Here is a 17599-nt window from a genome sequence, read left to right on the forward strand (position 1 = left end):
GCCACGCTTCCTTGAGCGGGAAGATCATATCCATCACCGGTGCCACCTTGCGGGTGCCGAGCAGCGGCCACACCTGCGCCTCCAGCGCCGCGGCGATTGCCGCCTTGAACTCGACGGTGCGCGGCCGCAGCGTCGAGCCGGTGTGGGTGAGCCGCTTGACCATCATCTTCGAGAAATCGGCGCTGGCTGTCGCCCCGGTCTGCGTGGCGATCTGGACGATGCGTCCTTCCACCGCCGCGGCCTCGTAGTTTCGCGCCACATAGTCGCCGCCGACCATGTCGAGGATGACGTTGGCGCCGCGGCCGTCGGTCGCGTCCTTAACCGCTGCGACGAAATCCTCCTCGCGGTAGTTGATCGCCCGGTCGGCGCCGAGCTTCAGACAGGCGTCGCACTTTTCCTGGTTGCCGGCAGTGGTGATGACATAGGCGCCGAAGGCCGAGGCGAGCTGGATCGCCGTGGTGCCGATCCCCGACGAGCCGCCATGCACGAGCAGTGTCTCTCCGCTCTTAAGGCCGCCGCGCTCGAAGACATTATGCCAGACAGTGAAGTAGTTTTCCGGCACTGCCGCCGCTTCGGTGTGGGTGAAGCCTGCGGGCAGCGGCAGCACGCTGCCGGCATGGACCTTGACATATTCGGCATAGGCGCCGCCGGGCGTCAGCGCGCAGACCCGATCGCCGACGCGCCAGCGCGATATCTCATCGCCAAGGGCTGCAACTTCGCCCGACGCTTCGAGACCCGGCAGGTCCGACGCACCGGGCGGCGGTGGGTAGACGCCCTTGCGTTGCTGCACATCCGGCCGGTTGATGCCGGCGGCGCGCACCCGGATCAGGATTTCGCCGGGACCCGGCACCGGCACGTCGCGCGTTTCGGGTTTCAGCACCCGTGGTCCGCCGGGTTCCGAGATCGCAATGGCGATCATCGTCGCTGGAATTCTGTTCTGTCCATTCGCCATGAATTTTCCCGTCTCGCTTCGCCAGTTTCTTGCCAGCGGCCAGTTTCTTGCCGACTATTTGCATCCATGCCCCTGCCCTATGTATGCTGATTGCCAAATCAGGCAAATGGCCACTGCAGCGCCGGGCGTCCGATTGGACGCGCTATGGATGCTGTAGCAGTCTAATTTTTGCGCATCAGGGAGGAGCGACGATGGCGATCTTCGACGACGAACCCAAAAAGAAAGCGCGCCCGCACGAGATCGGTCAGGATCTGTCGCTGCTTTCGGTCGACGAACTGTCCGAGCGGATCGGCATCCTGCGCGACGAGATCGCCCGGTTGGAAGCCGAGCTCAAGTCCAAGGGCACCACCAAATCAGCGGCCGAGGCGCTGTTCCGCCGCGGATAGTCTCCAGAGCCGAAGCGCCCGCCGCCGAAAAGCCCGAATGCGACTGTCTTCAGATCCTCCCTAATTCCAGCCGGATCAGCTAAATGTTTGCAAGCTACCGACCGATCCTCTCGCTGCTTCGCGGCACCGCTTTCCTGCTGGCGGCGACCGGATTGCACGGGCTGCTATTGCCGCTGCGCGGCCAGTTGGAGGGTTTCTCGACCGCATCGCTCGGCCTGATGGGCACGGCCTGGGCCGGCGGCTTCGTCACCGGCTGCTTCTTTGCGCCGCGCATCGTGCGTCGCGCCGGTCACGTACGCGCTTTCGGCGCCTTTGCGGCATCGGGAGCCATCGTCGCACTGCTCACCGGCCTGATCATCGACGAATATTTTTGGATCCTGCTGCGCGCCTTCACCGGTTTCACCATGGCCGGCGCCTTCATGGTCATCGAAAGCTGGCTGAACGAGAAGTCTACCAACGAGAACCGCGGCGCCGTCTTTGGCCTCTACATGATGGTCACCTATGCCTCGATCATGGGCGGCCAGATGATCGTTGCTGGCGGCGACGTGAAGTCGGCCTCGCTGTTCATGATCACCGGCATTCTGTTCTGCCTGTCGCTCATCCCGACCGCGGTGTCGACGGCGTCACACCCCAAGCCGCTGCAGGACGTCTCGCTCGACGTCAAGGGGCTCTATGCCAATTCGCCGGTGTCGGCGATCGCCTGCGTCTTGATCGGCATCGCCAACGGCGCCTGGGGCACGCTCGGCGCCGTCTATGGCGCCCGCATCGGCATTTCCACGGCCGAGATTGCGCTGATGATGAGCCTGGTGGTCGTCGCCGGCGCAGCCATGCAACTTCCGGCCGGGCGTCTTTCCGACAAGACCGACCGCCGCTTTGTGCTTGCGGGCTTGGCCTTCGGCGCGGCACTGTTCGCCGTCGCGGTCTTCCTGTTCGAGCCGCGCTCCGGCGTCTTCGTCATCGTCTGCACTGCCGCCTACGGCGCCTTTGCCTACACGCTGTATTCGATCGCCGTGGCCCATGCCAACGATCACGCCCGGGCCGAGGATTTCGTCAAAGTGTCGGGCGGGCTGCTGCTGCTCTATGGTTTCGGCACAATGATCGGGCCGCTGCTGGCCGCCGGCCTGATGGGCTGGATGCGGCCGGAAGCCCTGTTCCTTGCGACTGCCTTCGCGCATCTTTGCCTGGCGGGCTATACGCTGCTGCGCATCAGCCGGCGCGCGCCGGTGCCGATCGAAGACCGCGACGCCTTCAAGACACAACCGGCCGAGCGCTCGATCACGCCGGAGGCACTGCGGCTCGATCCGCGCAGAAAGCCTGAAACCAACGGTTGAGATTTGGAAAACTTTGCCTCACAAATAAGGCATGATGTTTTCCGACGCCTTTATGGCGATTGCCGATCCCAACCGGCGCTATCTCTTGGAAGAGCTCCGGCGCGGCCCGAAGACCGTCAACGAACTTGCCGCCGGGTTGCCGGTCTCGCGCCCGGCTGTTTCGCAGCATCTGAAGGTGCTGCTCGACGCCGGGCTGGTCAATGCCAAGCCGGAAGGGACAAGGCGTGTCTACACGGTCAGCAGTGCCGGCTTCCTGAAGCTCAACATCTGGCTCGACCAGTTCTGGGACGCAGAGCAGCTGGGTTGACCCGGAGATGCGCCGTCACGTCTTGGCCAGCGAAGCGCCAGGGGCGTCGTTGGGCGGGATCGTGCAGCATCGGGCCTAACCGTTGTTATAGGGGAAGAGCTTAAAATAGGGCTGCGCTTCCTCGATCACGCGGGCGACAGACGGCCGCCGCAGCAGCCGGTCGTGGTAGCGCCTCACCGCGGGATATCTGTCGCCGAACGGCTCGACCTTGTTGGCATAGAACAATGCCGGGGCGGCGGCGCAGTCGGCCAGGGTGAAGGCTTCGCCCATGCCCCATGTCCGCGACTGCATGTCCTGCTCGATGATGGCGTAGGCGCTGCGCAGCTGGGCGCGCGCCTCCTCGACGCCGAACGGATCGGTCATGCCTTCCGGCCGCAGGCGGTCGCCGACGATCTTCTGCATCGGGTGCTGCACGTAGAAGTCATAAAATCGGTCGGCGAGGCGGGTCTGGCGGGCGAGATCGATATCGGCAGGGATCAGCTCGACCGGTCCGGGATAATGCGCGTTGAGATATTCGATGACGATCGTCGATTCCGGCACAGTCTGGTCCAGCGCTTCATCGCGCAGCACCGGCATCTTGCCGGCCGGCGACAATTTCAGGAACGCCGCGCGCGACTGTTCATTGCCGAGATCGACGACGACCGACGTGAACAGCGTGCCGTTCTCATAGAGCGCGATCAGCGGCTTCCAGCAGAAGGACGCCAGCGGATGAAGATGCATCGTCAGGGACATTGTTTTGTTCGTTCCTTTGGTGGTTCGCCTCGCGGACGGGCGGTATCGAGGTTCGGCCTGCTACCTACCTGGCATGGGTATGGGTGACGATGGCATCGACGATCACGGCCCAATCGTCGGGATGCAGTTCGTGGCCACCGCCTTCGATACGGACAAGCTTCGCGCCGGCAACTGCTTCGGCAAGAGCGGCGCCATGCTCGATCGGAAAGATCGGATCATCGGTGCCGTGGATCACGAGGAGCGGAACCTTCAATTCGTGCAGGCGGCCCTTCCCGTCCTCGCCGCCCCGATCCTCGCTGCTCTTGAGCATGAAATGATTGGTCGCGCTCAAGAAGCCGCCGGATCGGTCGTAATCCTGTTCGACAAACGCCCTCATCCGCTTCTCGTCGAAGGGATGCGCGGTGCCGGCGATCGCGTGCGCGTCCTTGACGATGAAGTCGACCACCTGGTCACGGTCCGACCAATCGACATCAGCGCCTTCGGCCGAATGTTTCCTATAGACCTCGGTCATCCCAGGCAGATGCGACGTGTCGGTTCCCACGGGAGAAGTGCTGATCGCCGTAAGCGAGATGACCCGCGATGGATGCTTCAGCGCCACAAGCTGCGCGATCATGCCGCCCATCGACATGCCGACCACATGCGCTTTCGCGATGCAGTAACCGTCGAGCACGCGGATAGCGTCGTCCGCCATGTCGTCGAATGTGTAAGGCGGTTCGCCCGGCGCATATTTGGTCGAACGGCCGGTATCGCGATTGTCATAGCGGATCACGAACAGACCCTTGCCGGCCAGTTTCCGGCAAAACGCCTCCGGCCACCAGAGCATCGAAGCCATGGCGCCCATGATCAGCAGTATCGGTGGATGCGCGGGATCGCCAAACGTCTGGGATGCGATTTCGGGTTCCGCAACCTTCATCATGATCGTAGTCTCCTTTCTGCGAAACCGATTGCATTTTGCAATCAGTTGCACGATAATAAAACCGATATAATTATGCAACCGGTTTCTTGGAGAATCGCATGAGCATCGATCACCGGTCTGGGTGCCCGATCAACCTGTCGCTTGAAGTGTTTGGCGACCGGTGGAGCCTGATCATCCTTCGCGACATGATATTCGGCGGCAAACGCCACTTTCGCGAACTGCTCAACGGATCGCTGGAACGCATCGCTTCCAACATCCTCGCCGATCGGCTGAAGCGGCTGATGGAGCTCGGCATGCTGACCAGGGCCGACGACCCCACTCACAAGCAGAAGGCGATCTACAGCCTGACCGAAATGGCGATAACGCTGGTGCCGATCTTGGCGCATCTCGGCGCCTGGGGTCGCGTCTGGCTGCCGGTCAGCGAGGAACTCTCGATCCGCGCCGAGCTCCTGGAAAAGGGCGGCCCGCCTATGTGGGAGAAGTTCATGGACGAGCTGCGCCACGAACATCTGGGCACACCTTCCGACACGCCGCCGGACGCCACCGTGCGTGCGACCTTGCAGGCTGGATACGAGGCGGTTGTCGCCCGAAAGGCGCCGGGCACCGGGTGCGATCCCCGCGCCTGACCAACTTATTTTTCCCCATCGCAGGCCGGCTCTGCTATTAAAGGCATTGAAAACTATAATTTACGGGATTGGAAAAGCCCTTGGTTGAGAACTCTAAGGATACTGCCCGCGCGCGGGCCGATTTGCGTTTCAAAAAGCAGGAAGAGGCAGCCACGGTTCGTCAGAAGGCGATGGCGGAATATGTCGCCGAGAGCGACGCCCGCCAGATTAAGACCAACAAACTGCGGGCGCTGCGCCTCGCCAAGGAAGCCGAAGACCTCGCCAATGCGCCGGCTGCTCCGGTGAAGAAGCCGGCGCGCGCCAAGAAAAAATAGAGTTGGTTCGCGACCGGCGCCGTCGTCGGCGCTGTCGGCATTTCCGACAATGATGAAGCGGCGGCCATCGCCGGTATCGAGGCGGCTGGCTTCACCGCCGCCTCCGGCTAAGGCCGGCCTCAAGTCTAGTTCATGTTTATGTCACGGGTGGCCGCTCGCATCGACACGGAGAAGCCGGCGAGAACGTCGACCAGCGCGATGACCATCAGCGTGAAGAAAACCGAGTGCGCCGCGCCCTTCACCAGCAGGAACTCGACCAGGAACGCCACGAAGACGAAGGTCGACAGCAGGTGGTCCATGATCGAGGCGCTCGTCGTGCGCGTCGATTTCACGATTTCGACGAAGAAGAGGATTAGCCCGATCAGCACGATCAGATCGCCGAGCGTCAGCGAGAACACCCCGCCCGACATCATGCGGATCGAGACCAGTTCGCTTGCCCAGGGGTCGTCGCCACCGCCGAATATTCCCAGAAGCCCGAGATTATAGAGGACGAAGGGCACGATCAGCAGCGGGATGGCACCGAACATCAGGCGGCTCCGGTTGGACTGCCCTCTGTAGTATGCGCCCGGCGTTCGCCGTCAAGAATTTTCGTATGCGACCGCGAACACGGACAAAGACGGTGCGAAATAACAATGTCAGCCGGCCCGGCTGACATCCTAAACGGTTGCTGGATGGCTGAAATTGGTTCGGTGAGCGATCCTCAGCGCCAAAATGCAAAAGACCGGCGCGATGGCCGGTCCTTCGGTAGTCACAAACCGTCGAAAGCTGTCTCAGCTTTCCTTCGGCTCCAGAACCTGGCGACCGCGATACATGCCGGTCTTCAGGTCGATATGGTGCGGGCGGCGCATCTCGCCGGAATTCTTGTCCTCGACATAGGTCGGGGCCTTCAATGCGTCGGCCGAACGGCGCATGCCGCGCTTCGACGGAGAGGTTTTTCGTTTCGGTACGGCCATGGATATGCTCCACTACATGGTCAAAACGCCCCGGCTGCCCTCGTGAAAGGGCCGCGTCAGGGCCGGAATCTGAGAAAGTCGGGTGCCTATACACGCCCTGCGCCGTTTTGGCCAGCGCCGTCGCGAATTTTTTTAAGCTATCGCAGGCAGCCGACATAGGCGCCGGACCGGCCTGCGCGCCGCTCGATCAGCGCAGCCAGCCGCCTCAGCCCCGGTCCGGGCTTCGCCGGGTTGCGCGCGATCGGGTTCGGCAAGGTGACGGCAAGCAGTGCCGCCTGGCGACGCGACAATCGTTTTGCCGAAACCCCGAAATGGTGCTGGGCGGCGGCCTCGATGCCATAGATGCCCGGCCCCCATTCGGCGATATTGAGATAGATTTCCATGATGCGCCGTTTCGACATCACCATGTCAAAATAGACAGACAGCGGCAGCTCGACGACTTTCCGGACCGAGCCCAGCGGCCGCGACCACAGATAGAGATTCTTCACGGTCTGCATGGTGATGGTCGATGCGCCGCGCGTCATCTCGCCGGCCAGCGCGTCGTCGACGACGCCCCTCAACTCGCCAAGGTCGATGCCGCGATGGAAACAGAACTGCCCGTCCTCCGACATGATGACCGAATTCGCCAGCGCCGGCGCCACATCGTCGATCGAGACCCAGCGCCGGTCATAGCCGGAAAACGTCGCCAGATCCTTCAGCATCAATGTCGACACCGGATGCACGAACGGCGGCAGATACAGAAACGTCAACACCACCGGCATCAACGCCAGCACGACGGCGACGGTGATGCCGCGCCGGACCCAGAGCCGGGGCCAGCGTTTGAGACCGATGCGGTTGCCGCGTTTCGGCCTCACCATGTCCAACCCTTCGGTTTCGTGATCGACGATCGGTTCCGCCAAGCCGCCCAATCCATGCTGCTCCCTGCCCCGGCATAATGGCGCTTGGCTTCTTGCGCAACGTCTGAGTGTCGGCTACCGGTCCCGGCGATGACGAAAGACGACCAAATTCCGTTCGAGGCAGCGCTTCTCGCGCGCGCAGGTCCGATCGAGGCGCTGCTCAGGCGGCTCCTCGACGACCGCCCGCTTTCGGGCGAGATCGCGCGGCCGCAACGTCTGATGGCGGCGATGCGCCATGGCGTGCTGAACGGCGGCAAGCGCCTGCGCCCCTTCCTGGTGATGGAAAGCGCCGCGCTGTTTTCCGCCGACAGCGAGGCGGCGCTGCGCGTGGCGGCGGCGCTCGAATGCGTGCATTGCTATTCACTGATCCATGACGATCTGCCGGCCATGGACGATGACGATTTGCGCCGTGGCCAGCCGACCGTGCACAAGGCCTTCGATGAGGCGACCGCCATCCTCGCCGGCGACGCCTTGCTGGCGCTCGCCTTCGACATCATTGCCGACGAAGCGATGATGCTACCGGCCGAGCGAAGGGTGGCGCTGGTGCTGGCGCTGGCCCGCGCCGCCGGAGCCGGCGGCATGGTCGGCGGCCAGATGCTCGACCTTGAGGCCGAGCGCATCGGGCCGGACGAAGCCGGCATCATCCGGCTTCAGGCGATGAAGACCGGCGCGCTGATCCGCTTCGCCTGCGAGGCGGGCGCAATCATTGCCGGCGCGCCACCGGTCGACCGCGAAAGGCTGGCCGAGTTCGGCTCGGCGATCGGGCTTGCCTTTCAACTTGCCGACGATTTGCTCGACCTGACGGCGGACGCGCACCAGATGGGCAAGGCGACCGGCAAGGATGCAGCAGCCGGCAAGGCGACGCTGGTGGCGCTGCACGGCGCGAACTGGGCGCAGGACCAGCTTCAAGGCCTCGTCGACCAGGCCCACGCGCTGCTCGATCCCTATGGCGAAGCCGCCGTGCTTCTGAAGCAAGCGGCGACATTCGTGGCGACCCGCAACAGCTGATGCTGCTCTAAACTGTATGCCCGACGTCTTGTGGCGCGCTGCGTAGCCAAGGAGGGTTGGTGAACTGTTCGGCCAGGAAATCCACGAACACGCGGACACGCGGCGACAAGATCCGGCCAGGCGGATAAACAGCGCAGATTGGCGGTCCGTCATGATGATTGTATCCGGTGAGCAGTGCGGTCAGCCTGCCTATCCTGATATCCGGTCCGACCAATATCTCCGACATGCGGATGATGCCGACACCGGCGAGCGCCAGCCGGCGCAGGGCTTCCGTGCTGTTGGCCTCTATCGGGCTGCGGATACGCATGCTTTGCGGACCGTCCGGGCCATCGAATTCCCAGATGTTAAGGCCGCCGCGTGATGTGATGCCGAGGCAAGTATGATGTTGAAGGTCGCCTGGCGTCATCGGTATGCCGTGTTTTTCGAGATACTGAGCTGACGCGCAAATGACACGGTGATTGGGCGCCAGCCGCCGCATCACCAGCCTGGAATCGCTCTGGGCGGCAACGCGCACGGCGACGTCCGTTTCCTCAGCCAACAGGTCGACAATCGCATCTGTGAACATCAGCTCGAGCTCAATGGCCGGATAGCGATCGATGAAAGCCGGTAGCATCGGCACGATTAGACGATGGCCGAAGGCGCTCGGAAGACTGACGCGCAGCCGGCCGCGCGGTTCTGCGCCGGGTTTAATCGCGATTTCAGCCTCTTTGATGTCGTTCAGGATCCGGCGAGCGCTATCGGCATAGCTGCTGCCTTCCGCTGTCAAGCTGATGCGCCGCGTCGAGCGTTGCAACAAGCGCACGCCAAGGCGGGACTCAAGGCGACCGATGATTTTGCTGACGGCCGATGGGGTCATCCGCAGCCGGCGTGCCGCTGCCGAGAAGTCGCCTTCCTCGACAACTGACAGGAACACACCCATCGTTTCCTGTCGGTCCATGATATCTATTCCAATTCGTCACAGATGAACGGAAATTATCACCAATTATCAGTATTTGCGATACATAATATGATTCCCTCCTCAGCATCCGAAATGCTGGTGAGGAGAGTGCGATGCGTTCAGAACAGCCAAACCTGCGCGATGGTCACGAGCTGCATCGGTGGGCACGTCGTCAGCGCAGCGCCGCAATCGGGCGGTGGTGTCTCCGGATTATCGGCGTGCTCAACCGGTCACCGCAAAAGATGGGAAAACGCCCAGAGCGAAGCAACGTCCGGGCTAGCGCAACCGGCCAATCGGGATGATTTCCGGCGAGGCCGGGCCATACGGCTCGCCCTGCCAGTTGCCGAGCCATTCTTCGACGACCAGCCCGCTCTGGTCCATCATCCCCGCAAGGCTTTCCTTTGTCGGGAAGGCTATTTTCGATTCGGCGCTGAGCACCCGCCCGCTGTCGGGGATTTCATAATGGGTCGAGTAGGTGACGACACCGGTAGCGGGATCGCGCCGGAAATCGTTCCACGCTCTTACGGTGCTCAATCCGGGATGACTCAGGTCCCGTTCGGACCTTTCCGGCGTCCACTCGAGCCATTCCTCGGTGGCTGGATTTCGCGTGTCGAAGATGAAGCGCCCATCGGGAGCCAGATGAGCAGCGATCGTGGCAAGCACCGCCTCTCGATCTTTCGGCGTCAGAAACACCTGGAAGGCGTGCCCGGTCAAAAGAACCAGATCGAAGCGTCGTCCGAGCCGGACGGTTCGCGCATCGGCCTCGACCCAGTCGACCCTCTGCCCGCCGGCTCGGCGGCGCGCGATGTCGAGCATCGCCGGCGCCGGATCGACACCGGTCACATTACGCCGATCGGCGAGCGCGGCGGCCAATTGCCCGGTGCCGCAGCCGAGGTCGAGAACCGATCCGGCACCCTTGGCAAAGCCGACGCAATAGTCGAAGTCGACGCCGCCTTCGTTCTCGATATCGTAGAACTGGGCGAGGTCGGGATCGCTGTAGAGACGGTCGGTCATGGAAGGCCTGGAGTTGGAGCCGTGGAGCAGCAGAATTCGTGGAGTCAAAGCGCAGCTTCGATGGTTTGTCGGGCAAATCGGTCGGTACCCATCACCGGTTCCGCACCACAATGCATGCACCGCCGACGCTTTGCAGTTTCTGGCAAATGTTGTCGGCCTTGGCTTTGGAGTCGGCGCCGATCCGGACCGCATAGATGCCGCGCCTGCCGATCGGCGAGCGCACCCGGCTGACCACCGGATTTTGGCCCTTAAGCAAGGCCGGAAACCGGCGCTTCACACCATTCCATTGACTGAGCGCCGCGGCGCGGCGGAAATTGCCGGCCACCTGCACGCCCCACGGCTTGATGTTGATCGACGCCATGGCCACGGTTTGGGACTTGATGACCGGCAGCTTGCGGCAGGCGACCGCGAAGCTCGCTTTCTTGTCGAGCGGCCGGATGGTGCCGGCATAGGCGGTGTCGGTGAACCTGTCGGCTGGCTCGCCCATGATGTCCAGAACGTAGCTTTCGGTCTCCATCGGCAGGAAACCGCCAGAACTCAGCCAGCGCGACACCCGGCTTTCACCGGCATTGTAGGCGGCGGCGGCCAAGCCGAGATTGCCGAAGCCGGTTTTCATTTCGGCGAGATATTTTGCCGAGGCCGGGATGGCCTGCTCGATATCGAAGGAATTGGCGAGGCCGCGTATCTTGGCTGTACCCGGCATGAACTGGGCAATGCCTTCGGCGCCGACCGGGCTGACCGCACTGGGATCGAAGCGGCTTTCCTTCCAGATCAACCGGGCAAAGAAGTCCTTGGGCAGACCGTTTTGGTCCGCATGAGCCTCGATCAGGTTGCAAACCCGGTCGAGCAGTCGTTGTTTGGCGGGGCGCGGCGGATCGGCCTGGACGGCTGTCACCCAGCCCAGCCCACAAAGCAAGACAAACCCACCAAGCAAGACCGGCGTCGCCCAAGGGAGCCGCATAGATCTACTCCGCCGCGGCCTTGCCAAGTTGCCCAAACCGCTGCTCGATATAGTCGGCGACCATTTTCTCGAAGTCCGCAGCAATCGACGGGCCGCGCAGCGTCGCCGCCTTCCTGCCGTCGACGAATACCGGCGCCGTCGGCGTCTCGCCGGTACCGGGCAGAGAAATGCCGATATCGGCATGCTTGGATTCACCTGGACCGTTGACGATGCAGCCCATCACCGCGACCTTGAGGTTCTCGACGCCGGGATATTTTTCACGCCACACCGGCATGTTCTTGCGCAGATCCGCCTGGATGTTCTGGGCGAGTTCCTGGAACACGGTAGAGGTCGTGCGGCCGCAGCCGGGGCAGGCGGCGACGATCGGCACGAACTGCCGGAACCCCATGGTCTGCAGGAGTTCTTGCGATACCTGCACCTCCCGGGTGCGGTCGCCATTCGGCTCCGGTGTCAGCGAGATGCGGATCGTGTCGCCAATGCCTTGCTGGAGAAGGATGCCCATCGCTGCGGACGAGGCGACGATGCCTTTTGAACCCATGCCGGCCTCGGTGAGGCCAAGATGCAGCGCGTGGTTGGAGCGGGTGGCAAGCTCGGTATAAACGGCGATCAGGTCCTGCACACCGCTAACCTTGGCCGACAGAATGATTTTCTCGCGGCCAAGACCGATCTCCTCGGCCATTTCGGCCGAAAGGATCGCCGACTGCACGATCGCCTCGCGCGTCACTTCCTGCGCGGTCAGCGGAAAGCCTTGGCGCTGGTTGTCGTCCATCAGCCGGGTCAGAAGCTCCTGGTCGAGCGACCCCCAATTGACGCCGATGCGCACCGGCTTGTCGTGCCGGATCGCCATCTCGACGATATCAGTGAACTGCCGGTCCTTCTTGTCCTTGAAGCCGACATTGCCGGGATTGATGCGGTACTTGGCTAACGCCTCGGCGCAAGCCGGATGGTCGGCGAGCAGCTTGTGGCCGATATAGTGGAAATCGCCGACCAGCGGCACGTTGATGCCGAGCCGTTCGAGCCGCTCGCGGATGGCGGGCACGGCGGCAGCGCTCTCGTCGCGGTCGACGGTGATGCGCACGATCTCGGAGCCGGCACGATGCAGCGCCGCAACTTGAGCGACTGTCTGGTCGACATCGGCGGTGTCGGTGTTGGTCATCGACTGAACGACGACAGGGGCACCCCCGCCGACCATCACGCCGCCGACATCGACACCGACCGACGTGCGGCGCGGGAAGGGAGAGGAAAAATATCCGGTCATGGCCGGCTGCCCTTTGTTAGCGCATCACCCCGAATCCCGGAATCGGTTTCCGGAAAGGATCACGCGCAAAAATCAAAATACAGTGTCCTTTGCGCGCCCGAAAGGGCGCGCGGCGCTGTAGAAGGTCCGGGCATGAGGTGGAGGAGCAAAGATGGCTTGTCAATGGCGACAGGCAGGCAGACCTACCAAATCGATAACGGGAGAGGAGACAAACAGCCCATCGTATCCGTGCCGCTGGCGGCCGGAACCATCTCCGAGTCGTGTGAAGCAGCGCTCCGGCGGCATGGCCGCCACCGGAAAGATGCTCGTGCGCCGAAACCGGCGCAGCTATTCGAGGAAAAGCGTCAATGCGTGGTCGGTTTCGCTTTCAGTTTTTCAATCTCGTCCTTGAGTGCCAGCTTGCGCCGCTTGAGATTCACGATTTCGAGGTCATCCACTGATGGATGATTCATCGCGTCATCGATTTCGCGTTCGATGTCGCCGTGTTTCCGCTGCAACTCATCAAGATGGGATGCAAGAGACATGATTGGTTCTCCCTTTCATGGTTTCCTCGATTGCAGCCGTCAAGGCGTGTCCACCGCAGGCTCGCTTCTGTGACGGCATAATGACAGTGTGCCACCATCGGGCAGCGATGTCGAATGCTGCGTGGTAGCATTCCACGACAATGTGAAATGTGATATTGGCTGCGCGCCGGTGCAAGAGAGCCCCCGGCCCCGCCCAATCAGGCCCATTTTTGGGCGCCGCAGACGTGCAGACGGTAGATAATGTCCGAACAGGAACAGGCCGATATCCGCCTCGAATATTCTCGGCTGAAGCAAGAGCACGCCGATTTCGACGCGGCCATCAACGCGATGATCGCCATGGGCTGCGACCCGCTGCAGATCCAGCGCATGAAGAAGAAAAAACTATTCCTGAAAGACCGGCTGATGGCGCTGGAAGACCGGATCATCCCCGACATCATCGCGTGAGCGAATTCCCACTTGGCGACTCGGCAAACCTGCTCATCCTGTGATCGAAAGCCTCGCAGCGCGTTCGCGCAGCATGGCGATGAGATCGTCGGTCTTTTCTCCGGAAGTGTCGATGGGAACCACAAGGCATATCGTCGCCTCGACCTTGCCGGGCGCTGAAAAGACCGGCGCGGCAAGGCATTTTGTGTAGGCGTCGACAAGACCCGAGGTCACGCAGTAGCCGACACCGCCAGCCACGGCGATATCTTCTATGAAGTCGTCGAGCAGCAATCTGCGGCCGTCTGGCAGGACGAGATCGTCTTCGGACACCATGTCTTCGATCACGGCCCTTTCGAAACCGGCGAGAAGCAACCGCCCCGAAGCGGTCCAGGGAAGCGGGATCTGCAGACCTGTGGCCGAGCTGATCCGGAACGGCCTGGTGCCCGGACTTGAATGGACGATTGTGTAGCGGCCGCTTTGCAGCATGCACAATTCAGAGGTCTCGCCTGTCTCGCGCGACAGATTGTCGACCTCCTGCCGCCCTCTCCTGAGCAGGTCGTTGCCGCGCACATAGTCCATTCCGTAGAGGTAAAGCTTTTTTCCGAAATAGACGCGATTGCCGTCGCCGGCCATTTCCAGCAGGCCCGCATCGACCAGCGAGCGCACAAGCGTGTAGGTCGTCGAGCGAGGCGCATTCACTGCCTTGGCGAGATCGCCAATCCCGATCGCACGCTGGGTCGTGTGGAGAAACTCCAGGATCTGGAGCACCCGGTTGAGACCCTTCTCGCGAGAGCCCGATGCCCTGTCTTCGTCCAGGCCGGCGTCCGGTCGAACTGCCAAGGCATTGCCATCTTGCATTACCGGCTCCTGATGTTAGTATCTGTCTTGTATAGAGTACATGCGTCTCTTGTAAGGGACAATCACGTTCATTGCAACGACGCATGTTGCTCATCCAAAGGGGAACACAACACGAAGGAGGTCGCCGTGAACGACACATCCAAAAGACGTGAATTTCTGAAAATGGCCGGGCTTGCAACGGCCGGAGTGATGGGCGCAGCAGCAACGGTCGATGTTCAGAAGGCGGCGGCGCAAGCGGCGCCGGACAGCCTGCTGCGTACTGTTCTCGATCGCGGCAAGCTGATCGTCGGCACCGGCAGCACCAACGCACCCTGGCACTTCGAGAACGATGCCGGCGAACTCGTCGGCATGGACATCACCATGGGGCGCATTCTTGCCAAGGGGCTTTTCGACGATCCGACCATGGTCGATTTCGTCATGCAGGATCCGGCCCAGCGCATTCCGAATGTGACCACCAACAAGGTCGACATCTCGATCCAGTTCATGACCATGACCGCCCAGCGCTCGCAGCTGATCAACTTCTCGCGGCCCTATTACGTCGAAGGCATCGCTCTGCTGACCCTTCCGACCGCCGAGAACAAGACCTTCGACAAGCTGCTTGCCGGCGGTTCGGCAACGCGTATTTCCATCCTGCAGAATGTCGATGCCGAGGCAAATGTGCACATTGTCCTGCCGGAGTCGCAGGTGATGCAGATAGACACCCAGGCCAACGTGCTGCAGGCACTCGAGTCGAAGCGCGTCGACGCGGCCGCCGTCGATCTTTCCACGGTGCGCTGGCTCGCCTCACGCAACCCGGACCGCTACTTCGATGCCGGCAAAAGCTGGTTCAGCATGCTTTACGGCGCGGCGCTGAGGCAAGGCGATCTCGACTGGCTGACCTTCGTCAACGCATCCTTCGCGACGGCAATGTTCGGTCATGAAACGGCGCTCTACGACGCGGCGTTCAAGGACTATTTCGGGCTGGAGCCGCCGGCCCGGCATCCCGGTTTTCCGGTCATCTGATGCAGCTGGCGGAAGGGCAGCAATCGGCGCCCTTCCGCCTCCTTCTCCTCGACGGCCCTCGGCACTGAGGCAGACGCATGGGCTACGCCCTCAATTTCAACCTGATCTGGCGGCATTTCGACAAGCTGTGGGGCGGCCTGCTGCTCAGTCTCGAGCTCGCCGTGATCTCCATAGCCATCGGCATCGTCATCGGGCTCGTTCTGGCGGTCTGGTACGTCTCGGCCGGGCGCGTCGTCCGGTCCATAATCGCCGCCTATGTCGAATTCATCCGCAACGTGCCGCTGATCCTGCTTGTCTATCTCGTTTTCTACGGCCTGCCGACCGTGGTCGATCTCGCCTACAGCGCCCAGACCTCGTTTGTCGCGACACTGTCGCTCTATAGCGGCGCGTATCTGGTCGAGGTGTTTCGCTCGGGGCTCGAAGCCGTGCCGCGCGGACAGATCGACGCTGGCAAGGCGATCGGCCTGACGCCCTGGCAGCGGCTGCTCCATGTGCGCCTACCGACGATGCTGCGGATAACGCTGCCCGCGCTTTCCAACACGTTCATATCGCTCTTCAAGGACACGTCCGTCGCCTCGGTCATTTCGGTGCCCGAGCTCACCTACGGCGCCCAATGGATCAACTTCAACACCTTCCGGATCGTCGAGGTCTACCTTGTGGTGACGGCGATGTACCTCTTGACCGGCTACGCGCTTCTCTATGCGCTTCGGCTTGTCGAGCGCCGGTTCAGGGCGGCGCACTAACATGCTTGGCCAGATCGCCTATGCCTTGCCCTTCCTAGCCCAGGGTTTTGCCGTGACACTGTGGGTGTCGCTGCTTGTCGTGGTGTTGTCGCTCGTCGCCGGCGTGATGATGGGCGTCGGCCTTGTCTACGGCCCTACGCCGCTGCGCTGGGTGGTGCGCATTTTCAGCGACACCATACGCGGCATTCCGATCCTGGTGCTCATCTTCTTCGTCTATTACGGCCTGCCTGCCATCGGCATCCATCTGGAGTCCTTCTGGGCCGCCGTGCTGGCGCTCACCCTGTTCAAGACGGCCCAGGTCATCGAATATCTGCGCGGCGCGGTCGGTTCCATACCGAAGGGGCAGTCCGAGGCGGCGATGGCGATCGGGCTGACCTTTCGCCAGCGACTGGCCTACGTCATCTTTCCGCAAGCGTTCAGGCGCTTCCTGCCGCCATGGATCAATGGCGTCACCGATGCGGTAAAGGGCAGCGCGCTGGTCTCGCTGCTGGGCATCACCGACCTGATGCACGCCATCAACCAGGTCATCGGCCGCACCTACGAGGCGATGCCGCTCTACATCCTCGGCGCAGTCATCTACTTCGCCGTCAATTACGCCCTCTCCCTGGCCAGCCGACGGCTGGAGCGGCGTTTCTCCTTCATCCGGGAATAGCAAGATGTCCATCGCCCCGCCCGCCAATCCGGCGCTTCTCGATATCCGCGACGTTTCCAAATCCTTTGGATCCGTCGAGGTCCTGCGCTCCGTCAGCCTAAAGGTGACACGCGGCGAGGTGGTGACTGTCATCGGGCCTTCCGGCAGTGGTAAGACCACGCTGCTGCGCTGCGTCAACTTTCTCGAGAGCTACGATAGCGGCTCCATCCGCATCGACGGAAAGGAGGTTGGCTTCCGCGAGACGGGAACACGCCAGCGCCGCAGTGAGCGCGACCTGGCGAAGATGCGGGCCGAGACCGGAATGGTGTTCCAGAGTTTCAATCTGTTCCCGCATCTGACGGCGGCCGGCAACATCATGCTTGGCCTGCGCAAGGTGCGCGGCAAAAGCAGCGCCGAAGCCCGCCAGATTGCGGAGCACTGGCTCGGCCGGGTCGGCCTCGCCCACAAGGCAGACAGCCTGCCCGCCGAGCTTTCCGGCGGCCAGCAGCAGCGTGTCGGCATTGCCCGCGCGGTGGCGATGGAGCCAAAAATCCTACTTCTCGACGAGATAACCTCGGCGCTCGATCCGGAACTCGTCGGCGAGGTGCTCGAGGTGGTACGCAGCTTGGCGGAGGACGGCATGACCATGGTGATGGTCACACACGAGATGGCCTTTGCGCGCGACGCCTCGAGCCGCATCGTCTTCATGGCGGATGGCGGTGTCAGCGCCGCAGGCCCGCCAGCCGAGATTCTGGGCGCGGACATCGACAACGAACGTCTTCGCAGCTTTCTGGCGCGGTTCCGCGCCTCGCATTTCTGACATCGGA

Annotated in this window: 23 protein-coding genes and 1 pseudogene; 12 read left to right on the plus strand and 12 right to left on the minus strand. The window is 62.3% G+C overall.

Features of this window, described 5'->3' with window-relative positions; all coding sequences use genetic code 11:
• Nucleotides 1-952 (minus strand): NAD(P)H-quinone oxidoreductase (locus tag EOB36_RS11880; protein WP_164897502.1); only part of this gene is annotated, 952 nt, incomplete at its 3' end.
• A 191-nt stretch (nt 953-1143) separates the two neighbouring features.
• On the opposite strand from EOB36_RS11880, the gene EOB36_RS11885 reads away from it, so the two are divergent.
• The 3 genes from EOB36_RS11885 (at nt 1144) to EOB36_RS11895 (ending at nt 2976) form a co-directional block, all read left to right on the plus strand.
• The gene (locus tag EOB36_RS11885; protein ID WP_126104587.1) at nt 1144-1338 is read left to right on the plus strand and encodes a DUF1192 domain-containing protein; all 195 of its coding nucleotides are present in this window, start codon (nt 1144-1146) and stop codon (nt 1336-1338) included.
• Nucleotides 1339-1421: 83 nt separating this feature from the next.
• Complete coding sequence (locus EOB36_RS11890) at nt 1422-2669, plus strand: MFS transporter (protein WP_095487280.1); 1248 nt, start codon at nt 1422-1424, stop codon at nt 2667-2669.
• A gap of 31 nt (nt 2670-2700) precedes the next feature.
• Entirely contained in the window at nt 2701-2976 is a 276-nt protein-coding gene (locus tag EOB36_RS11895) for a metalloregulator ArsR/SmtB family transcription factor (protein ID WP_095487281.1), read from the plus strand.
• A 75-nt stretch (nt 2977-3051) separates the two neighbouring features.
• Here the strand turns inward: EOB36_RS11895 and EOB36_RS11900 are convergent, their stop codons facing one another.
• Both EOB36_RS11900 and EOB36_RS11905 read right to left on the minus strand, forming a co-directional pair.
• Nucleotides 3052-3708 carry a glutathione S-transferase family protein gene (locus EOB36_RS11900; protein WP_095487283.1) on the minus strand — a complete coding sequence of 219 codons (657 nt, stop codon included), beginning with the start codon at nt 3706-3708 and terminating at the stop codon, nt 3052-3054.
• A 64-nt stretch (nt 3709-3772) separates the two neighbouring features.
• Nucleotides 3773-4624 carry an alpha/beta hydrolase gene (locus tag EOB36_RS11905; protein ID WP_126104585.1) on the minus strand — a complete coding sequence of 284 codons (852 nt, stop codon included), beginning with the start codon at nt 4622-4624 and terminating at the stop codon, nt 3773-3775.
• A 98-nt stretch (nt 4625-4722) separates the two neighbouring features.
• Here EOB36_RS11905 and EOB36_RS11910 point away from each other — a divergent pair, with 98 nt between their 5' ends.
• The 3 genes and pseudogenes from EOB36_RS11910 to EOB36_RS35105 all read left to right on the plus strand — a co-directional run.
• The gene (locus EOB36_RS11910; RefSeq protein ID WP_095487287.1) at nt 4723-5250 is read left to right on the plus strand and encodes a helix-turn-helix domain-containing protein; all 528 of its coding nucleotides are present in this window, start codon (nt 4723-4725) and stop codon (nt 5248-5250) included.
• A gap of 80 nt (nt 5251-5330) precedes the next feature.
• Nucleotides 5331-5564 carry a hypothetical protein gene (locus EOB36_RS11915; RefSeq protein WP_029348749.1) on the plus strand — a complete coding sequence of 78 codons (234 nt, stop codon included), beginning with the start codon at nt 5331-5333 and terminating at the stop codon, nt 5562-5564.
• A gap of 2 nt (nt 5565-5566) precedes the next feature.
• Nucleotides 5567-5675: pseudogene (locus tag EOB36_RS35105) on the plus strand (heme-binding protein); the annotation flags it as partial.
• Between the two features lie 14 nt (nt 5676-5689).
• On the opposite strand, the gene EOB36_RS11925 reads toward EOB36_RS35105, so the two are convergent.
• The 3 genes from EOB36_RS11925 to EOB36_RS11935 all read right to left on the minus strand — a co-directional run bounded on the left by EOB36_RS11925 (nt 5690) and on the right by EOB36_RS11935 (nt 7425).
• The gene (locus tag EOB36_RS11925; protein WP_095487289.1) at nt 5690-6091 is read right to left on the minus strand and encodes a hypothetical protein; all 402 of its coding nucleotides are present in this window, start codon (nt 6089-6091) and stop codon (nt 5690-5692) included.
• A 243-nt stretch (nt 6092-6334) separates the two neighbouring features.
• A complete protein-coding gene (rpmF, locus tag EOB36_RS11930) occupies nt 6335-6517 on the minus strand; it encodes a 50S ribosomal protein L32 (RefSeq protein WP_006203806.1) in 183 nt (60 codons plus the stop codon).
• Between the two features lie 137 nt (nt 6518-6654).
• A complete protein-coding gene (locus EOB36_RS11935) occupies nt 6655-7425 on the minus strand; it encodes a transglycosylase domain-containing protein (RefSeq protein WP_095487291.1) in 771 nt (256 codons plus the stop codon).
• Nucleotides 7426-7503: 78 nt separating this feature from the next.
• Between EOB36_RS11935 and EOB36_RS11940 the strand changes: the two genes are divergently transcribed.
• Entirely contained in the window at nt 7504-8421 is a 918-nt protein-coding gene (locus tag EOB36_RS11940) for a polyprenyl synthetase family protein (RefSeq protein WP_095487293.1), read from the plus strand.
• A 7-nt stretch (nt 8422-8428) separates the two neighbouring features.
• Here the strand turns inward: EOB36_RS11940 and EOB36_RS11945 are convergent, their stop codons facing one another.
• The 5 genes from EOB36_RS11945 to EOB36_RS11965 all read right to left on the minus strand — a co-directional run bounded on the left by EOB36_RS11945 (nt 8429) and on the right by EOB36_RS11965 (nt 13115).
• A complete protein-coding gene (locus EOB36_RS11945) occupies nt 8429-9358 on the minus strand; it encodes a LysR family transcriptional regulator (protein WP_128284921.1) in 930 nt (309 codons plus the stop codon).
• A gap of 276 nt (nt 9359-9634) precedes the next feature.
• Nucleotides 9635-10372: a class I SAM-dependent methyltransferase gene (locus EOB36_RS11950; protein ID WP_095487297.1), complete on the minus strand. Its 738-nt coding sequence runs from the start codon at nt 10370-10372 to the stop codon at nt 9635-9637.
• A gap of 91 nt (nt 10373-10463) precedes the next feature.
• Nucleotides 10464-11333 carry a lytic transglycosylase domain-containing protein gene (locus EOB36_RS11955; protein ID WP_095487299.1) on the minus strand — a complete coding sequence of 290 codons (870 nt, stop codon included), beginning with the start codon at nt 11331-11333 and terminating at the stop codon, nt 10464-10466.
• A 4-nt stretch (nt 11334-11337) separates the two neighbouring features.
• Entirely contained in the window at nt 11338-12591 is a 1254-nt protein-coding gene (ispG, locus tag EOB36_RS11960; protein ID WP_095487301.1) for a flavodoxin-dependent (E)-4-hydroxy-3-methylbut-2-enyl-diphosphate synthase, read from the minus strand.
• A 344-nt stretch (nt 12592-12935) separates the two neighbouring features.
• Nucleotides 12936-13115: a YdcH family protein gene (locus EOB36_RS11965; protein ID WP_095487303.1), complete on the minus strand. Its 180-nt coding sequence runs from the start codon at nt 13113-13115 to the stop codon at nt 12936-12938.
• Nucleotides 13116-13355: 240 nt separating this feature from the next.
• On the opposite strand from EOB36_RS11965, the gene EOB36_RS11970 reads away from it, so the two are divergent.
• Nucleotides 13356-13559, plus strand: a complete 204-nt coding sequence (locus tag EOB36_RS11970) for a YdcH family protein (protein ID WP_023797035.1) — start codon at nt 13356-13358, stop codon at nt 13557-13559.
• Nucleotides 13560-13592: 33 nt separating this feature from the next.
• Here EOB36_RS11970 and EOB36_RS11975 read toward each other — a convergent pair whose 3' ends face one another.
• Nucleotides 13593-14396, minus strand: coding sequence for an IclR family transcriptional regulator (locus EOB36_RS11975; protein WP_095487304.1), 804 nt, complete (start codon nt 14394-14396; stop codon nt 13593-13595).
• Between the two features lie 126 nt (nt 14397-14522).
• Here EOB36_RS11975 and EOB36_RS11980 point away from each other — a divergent pair, with 126 nt between their 5' ends.
• The 4 genes from EOB36_RS11980 (at nt 14523) to EOB36_RS11995 (ending at nt 17592) form a co-directional block, all read left to right on the plus strand.
• On the plus strand, nt 14523-15398 hold the full coding sequence (locus tag EOB36_RS11980) for a transporter substrate-binding domain-containing protein (RefSeq protein ID WP_126104582.1): 876 nt from the start codon (nt 14523-14525) through the stop codon (nt 15396-15398).
• A gap of 77 nt (nt 15399-15475) precedes the next feature.
• Complete coding sequence (locus tag EOB36_RS11985; protein WP_095487308.1) at nt 15476-16141, plus strand: amino acid ABC transporter permease; 666 nt, start codon at nt 15476-15478, stop codon at nt 16139-16141.
• 1 nt (nt 16142) lies between these two features.
• Nucleotides 16143-16793, plus strand: a complete 651-nt coding sequence (locus EOB36_RS11990; protein WP_095487310.1) for an amino acid ABC transporter permease — start codon at nt 16143-16145, stop codon at nt 16791-16793.
• Between the two features lie 4 nt (nt 16794-16797).
• Nucleotides 16798-17592 carry an amino acid ABC transporter ATP-binding protein gene (locus EOB36_RS11995; protein ID WP_095487312.1) on the plus strand — a complete coding sequence of 265 codons (795 nt, stop codon included), beginning with the start codon at nt 16798-16800 and terminating at the stop codon, nt 17590-17592.
• Nucleotides 17593-17599: the final 7 nt, after the last annotated feature.

This window comes from Mesorhizobium sp. M6A.T.Cr.TU.017.01.1.1 (genome assembly GCF_004023115.1).
In the GTDB taxonomy this organism is placed as follows: Bacteria; Pseudomonadota; Alphaproteobacteria; order Rhizobiales; family Rhizobiaceae; genus Mesorhizobium; species Mesorhizobium mediterraneum.

Bases quoted from the DNA above. Each gene is read 5' to 3' on its own strand.
- EOB36_RS11885 (WP_126104587.1), top strand. From the start codon at position 1,144: ATGGCGATCTTCGACGACGAACCCAAAAAGAAAGCGCGCCCGCACGAG.
- EOB36_RS11890 (WP_095487280.1), top strand. From the start codon at position 1,422: ATGTTTGCAAGCTACCGACCGATCCTCTCGCTGCTTCGCGGCACCGCT.
- EOB36_RS11895 (WP_095487281.1), top strand. From the start codon at position 2,701: ATGATGTTTTCCGACGCCTTTATGGCGATTGCCGATCCCAACCGGCGC.
- EOB36_RS11900 (WP_095487283.1), bottom strand. From the start codon at position 3,708: ATGTCCCTGACGATGCATCTTCATCCGCTGGCGTCCTTCTGCTGGAAG.
- EOB36_RS11905 (WP_126104585.1), bottom strand. From the start codon at position 4,624: ATGATGAAGGTTGCGGAACCCGAAATCGCATCCCAGACGTTTGGCGAT.
- EOB36_RS11910 (WP_095487287.1), top strand. From the start codon at position 4,723: ATGAGCATCGATCACCGGTCTGGGTGCCCGATCAACCTGTCGCTTGAA.
- EOB36_RS11925 (WP_095487289.1), bottom strand. From the start codon at position 6,091: ATGTTCGGTGCCATCCCGCTGCTGATCGTGCCCTTCGTCCTCTATAAT.
- rpmF (WP_006203806.1), bottom strand. From the start codon at position 6,517: ATGGCCGTACCGAAACGAAAAACCTCTCCGTCGAAGCGCGGCATGCGC.
- EOB36_RS11940 (WP_095487293.1), top strand. From the start codon at position 7,504: ATGACGAAAGACGACCAAATTCCGTTCGAGGCAGCGCTTCTCGCGCGC.
- EOB36_RS11945 (WP_128284921.1), bottom strand. From the start codon at position 9,358: ATGGACCGACAGGAAACGATGGGTGTGTTCCTGTCAGTTGTCGAGGAA.
- EOB36_RS11950 (WP_095487297.1), bottom strand. From the start codon at position 10,372: ATGACCGACCGTCTCTACAGCGATCCCGACCTCGCCCAGTTCTACGAT.
- EOB36_RS11955 (WP_095487299.1), bottom strand. From the start codon at position 11,333: ATGCGGCTCCCTTGGGCGACGCCGGTCTTGCTTGGTGGGTTTGTCTTG.
- ispG (WP_095487301.1), bottom strand. From the start codon at position 12,591: ATGACCGGATATTTTTCCTCTCCCTTCCCGCGCCGCACGTCGGTCGGT.
- EOB36_RS11965 (WP_095487303.1), bottom strand. From the start codon at position 13,115: ATGTCTCTTGCATCCCATCTTGATGAGTTGCAGCGGAAACACGGCGAC.
- EOB36_RS11970 (WP_023797035.1), top strand. From the start codon at position 13,356: ATGTCCGAACAGGAACAGGCCGATATCCGCCTCGAATATTCTCGGCTG.
- EOB36_RS11975 (WP_095487304.1), bottom strand. From the start codon at position 14,396: ATGCAAGATGGCAATGCCTTGGCAGTTCGACCGGACGCCGGCCTGGAC.
- EOB36_RS11985 (WP_095487308.1), top strand. From the start codon at position 15,476: ATGGGCTACGCCCTCAATTTCAACCTGATCTGGCGGCATTTCGACAAG.
- EOB36_RS11990 (WP_095487310.1), top strand. From the start codon at position 16,143: ATGCTTGGCCAGATCGCCTATGCCTTGCCCTTCCTAGCCCAGGGTTTT.
- EOB36_RS11995 (WP_095487312.1), top strand. From the start codon at position 16,798: ATGTCCATCGCCCCGCCCGCCAATCCGGCGCTTCTCGATATCCGCGAC.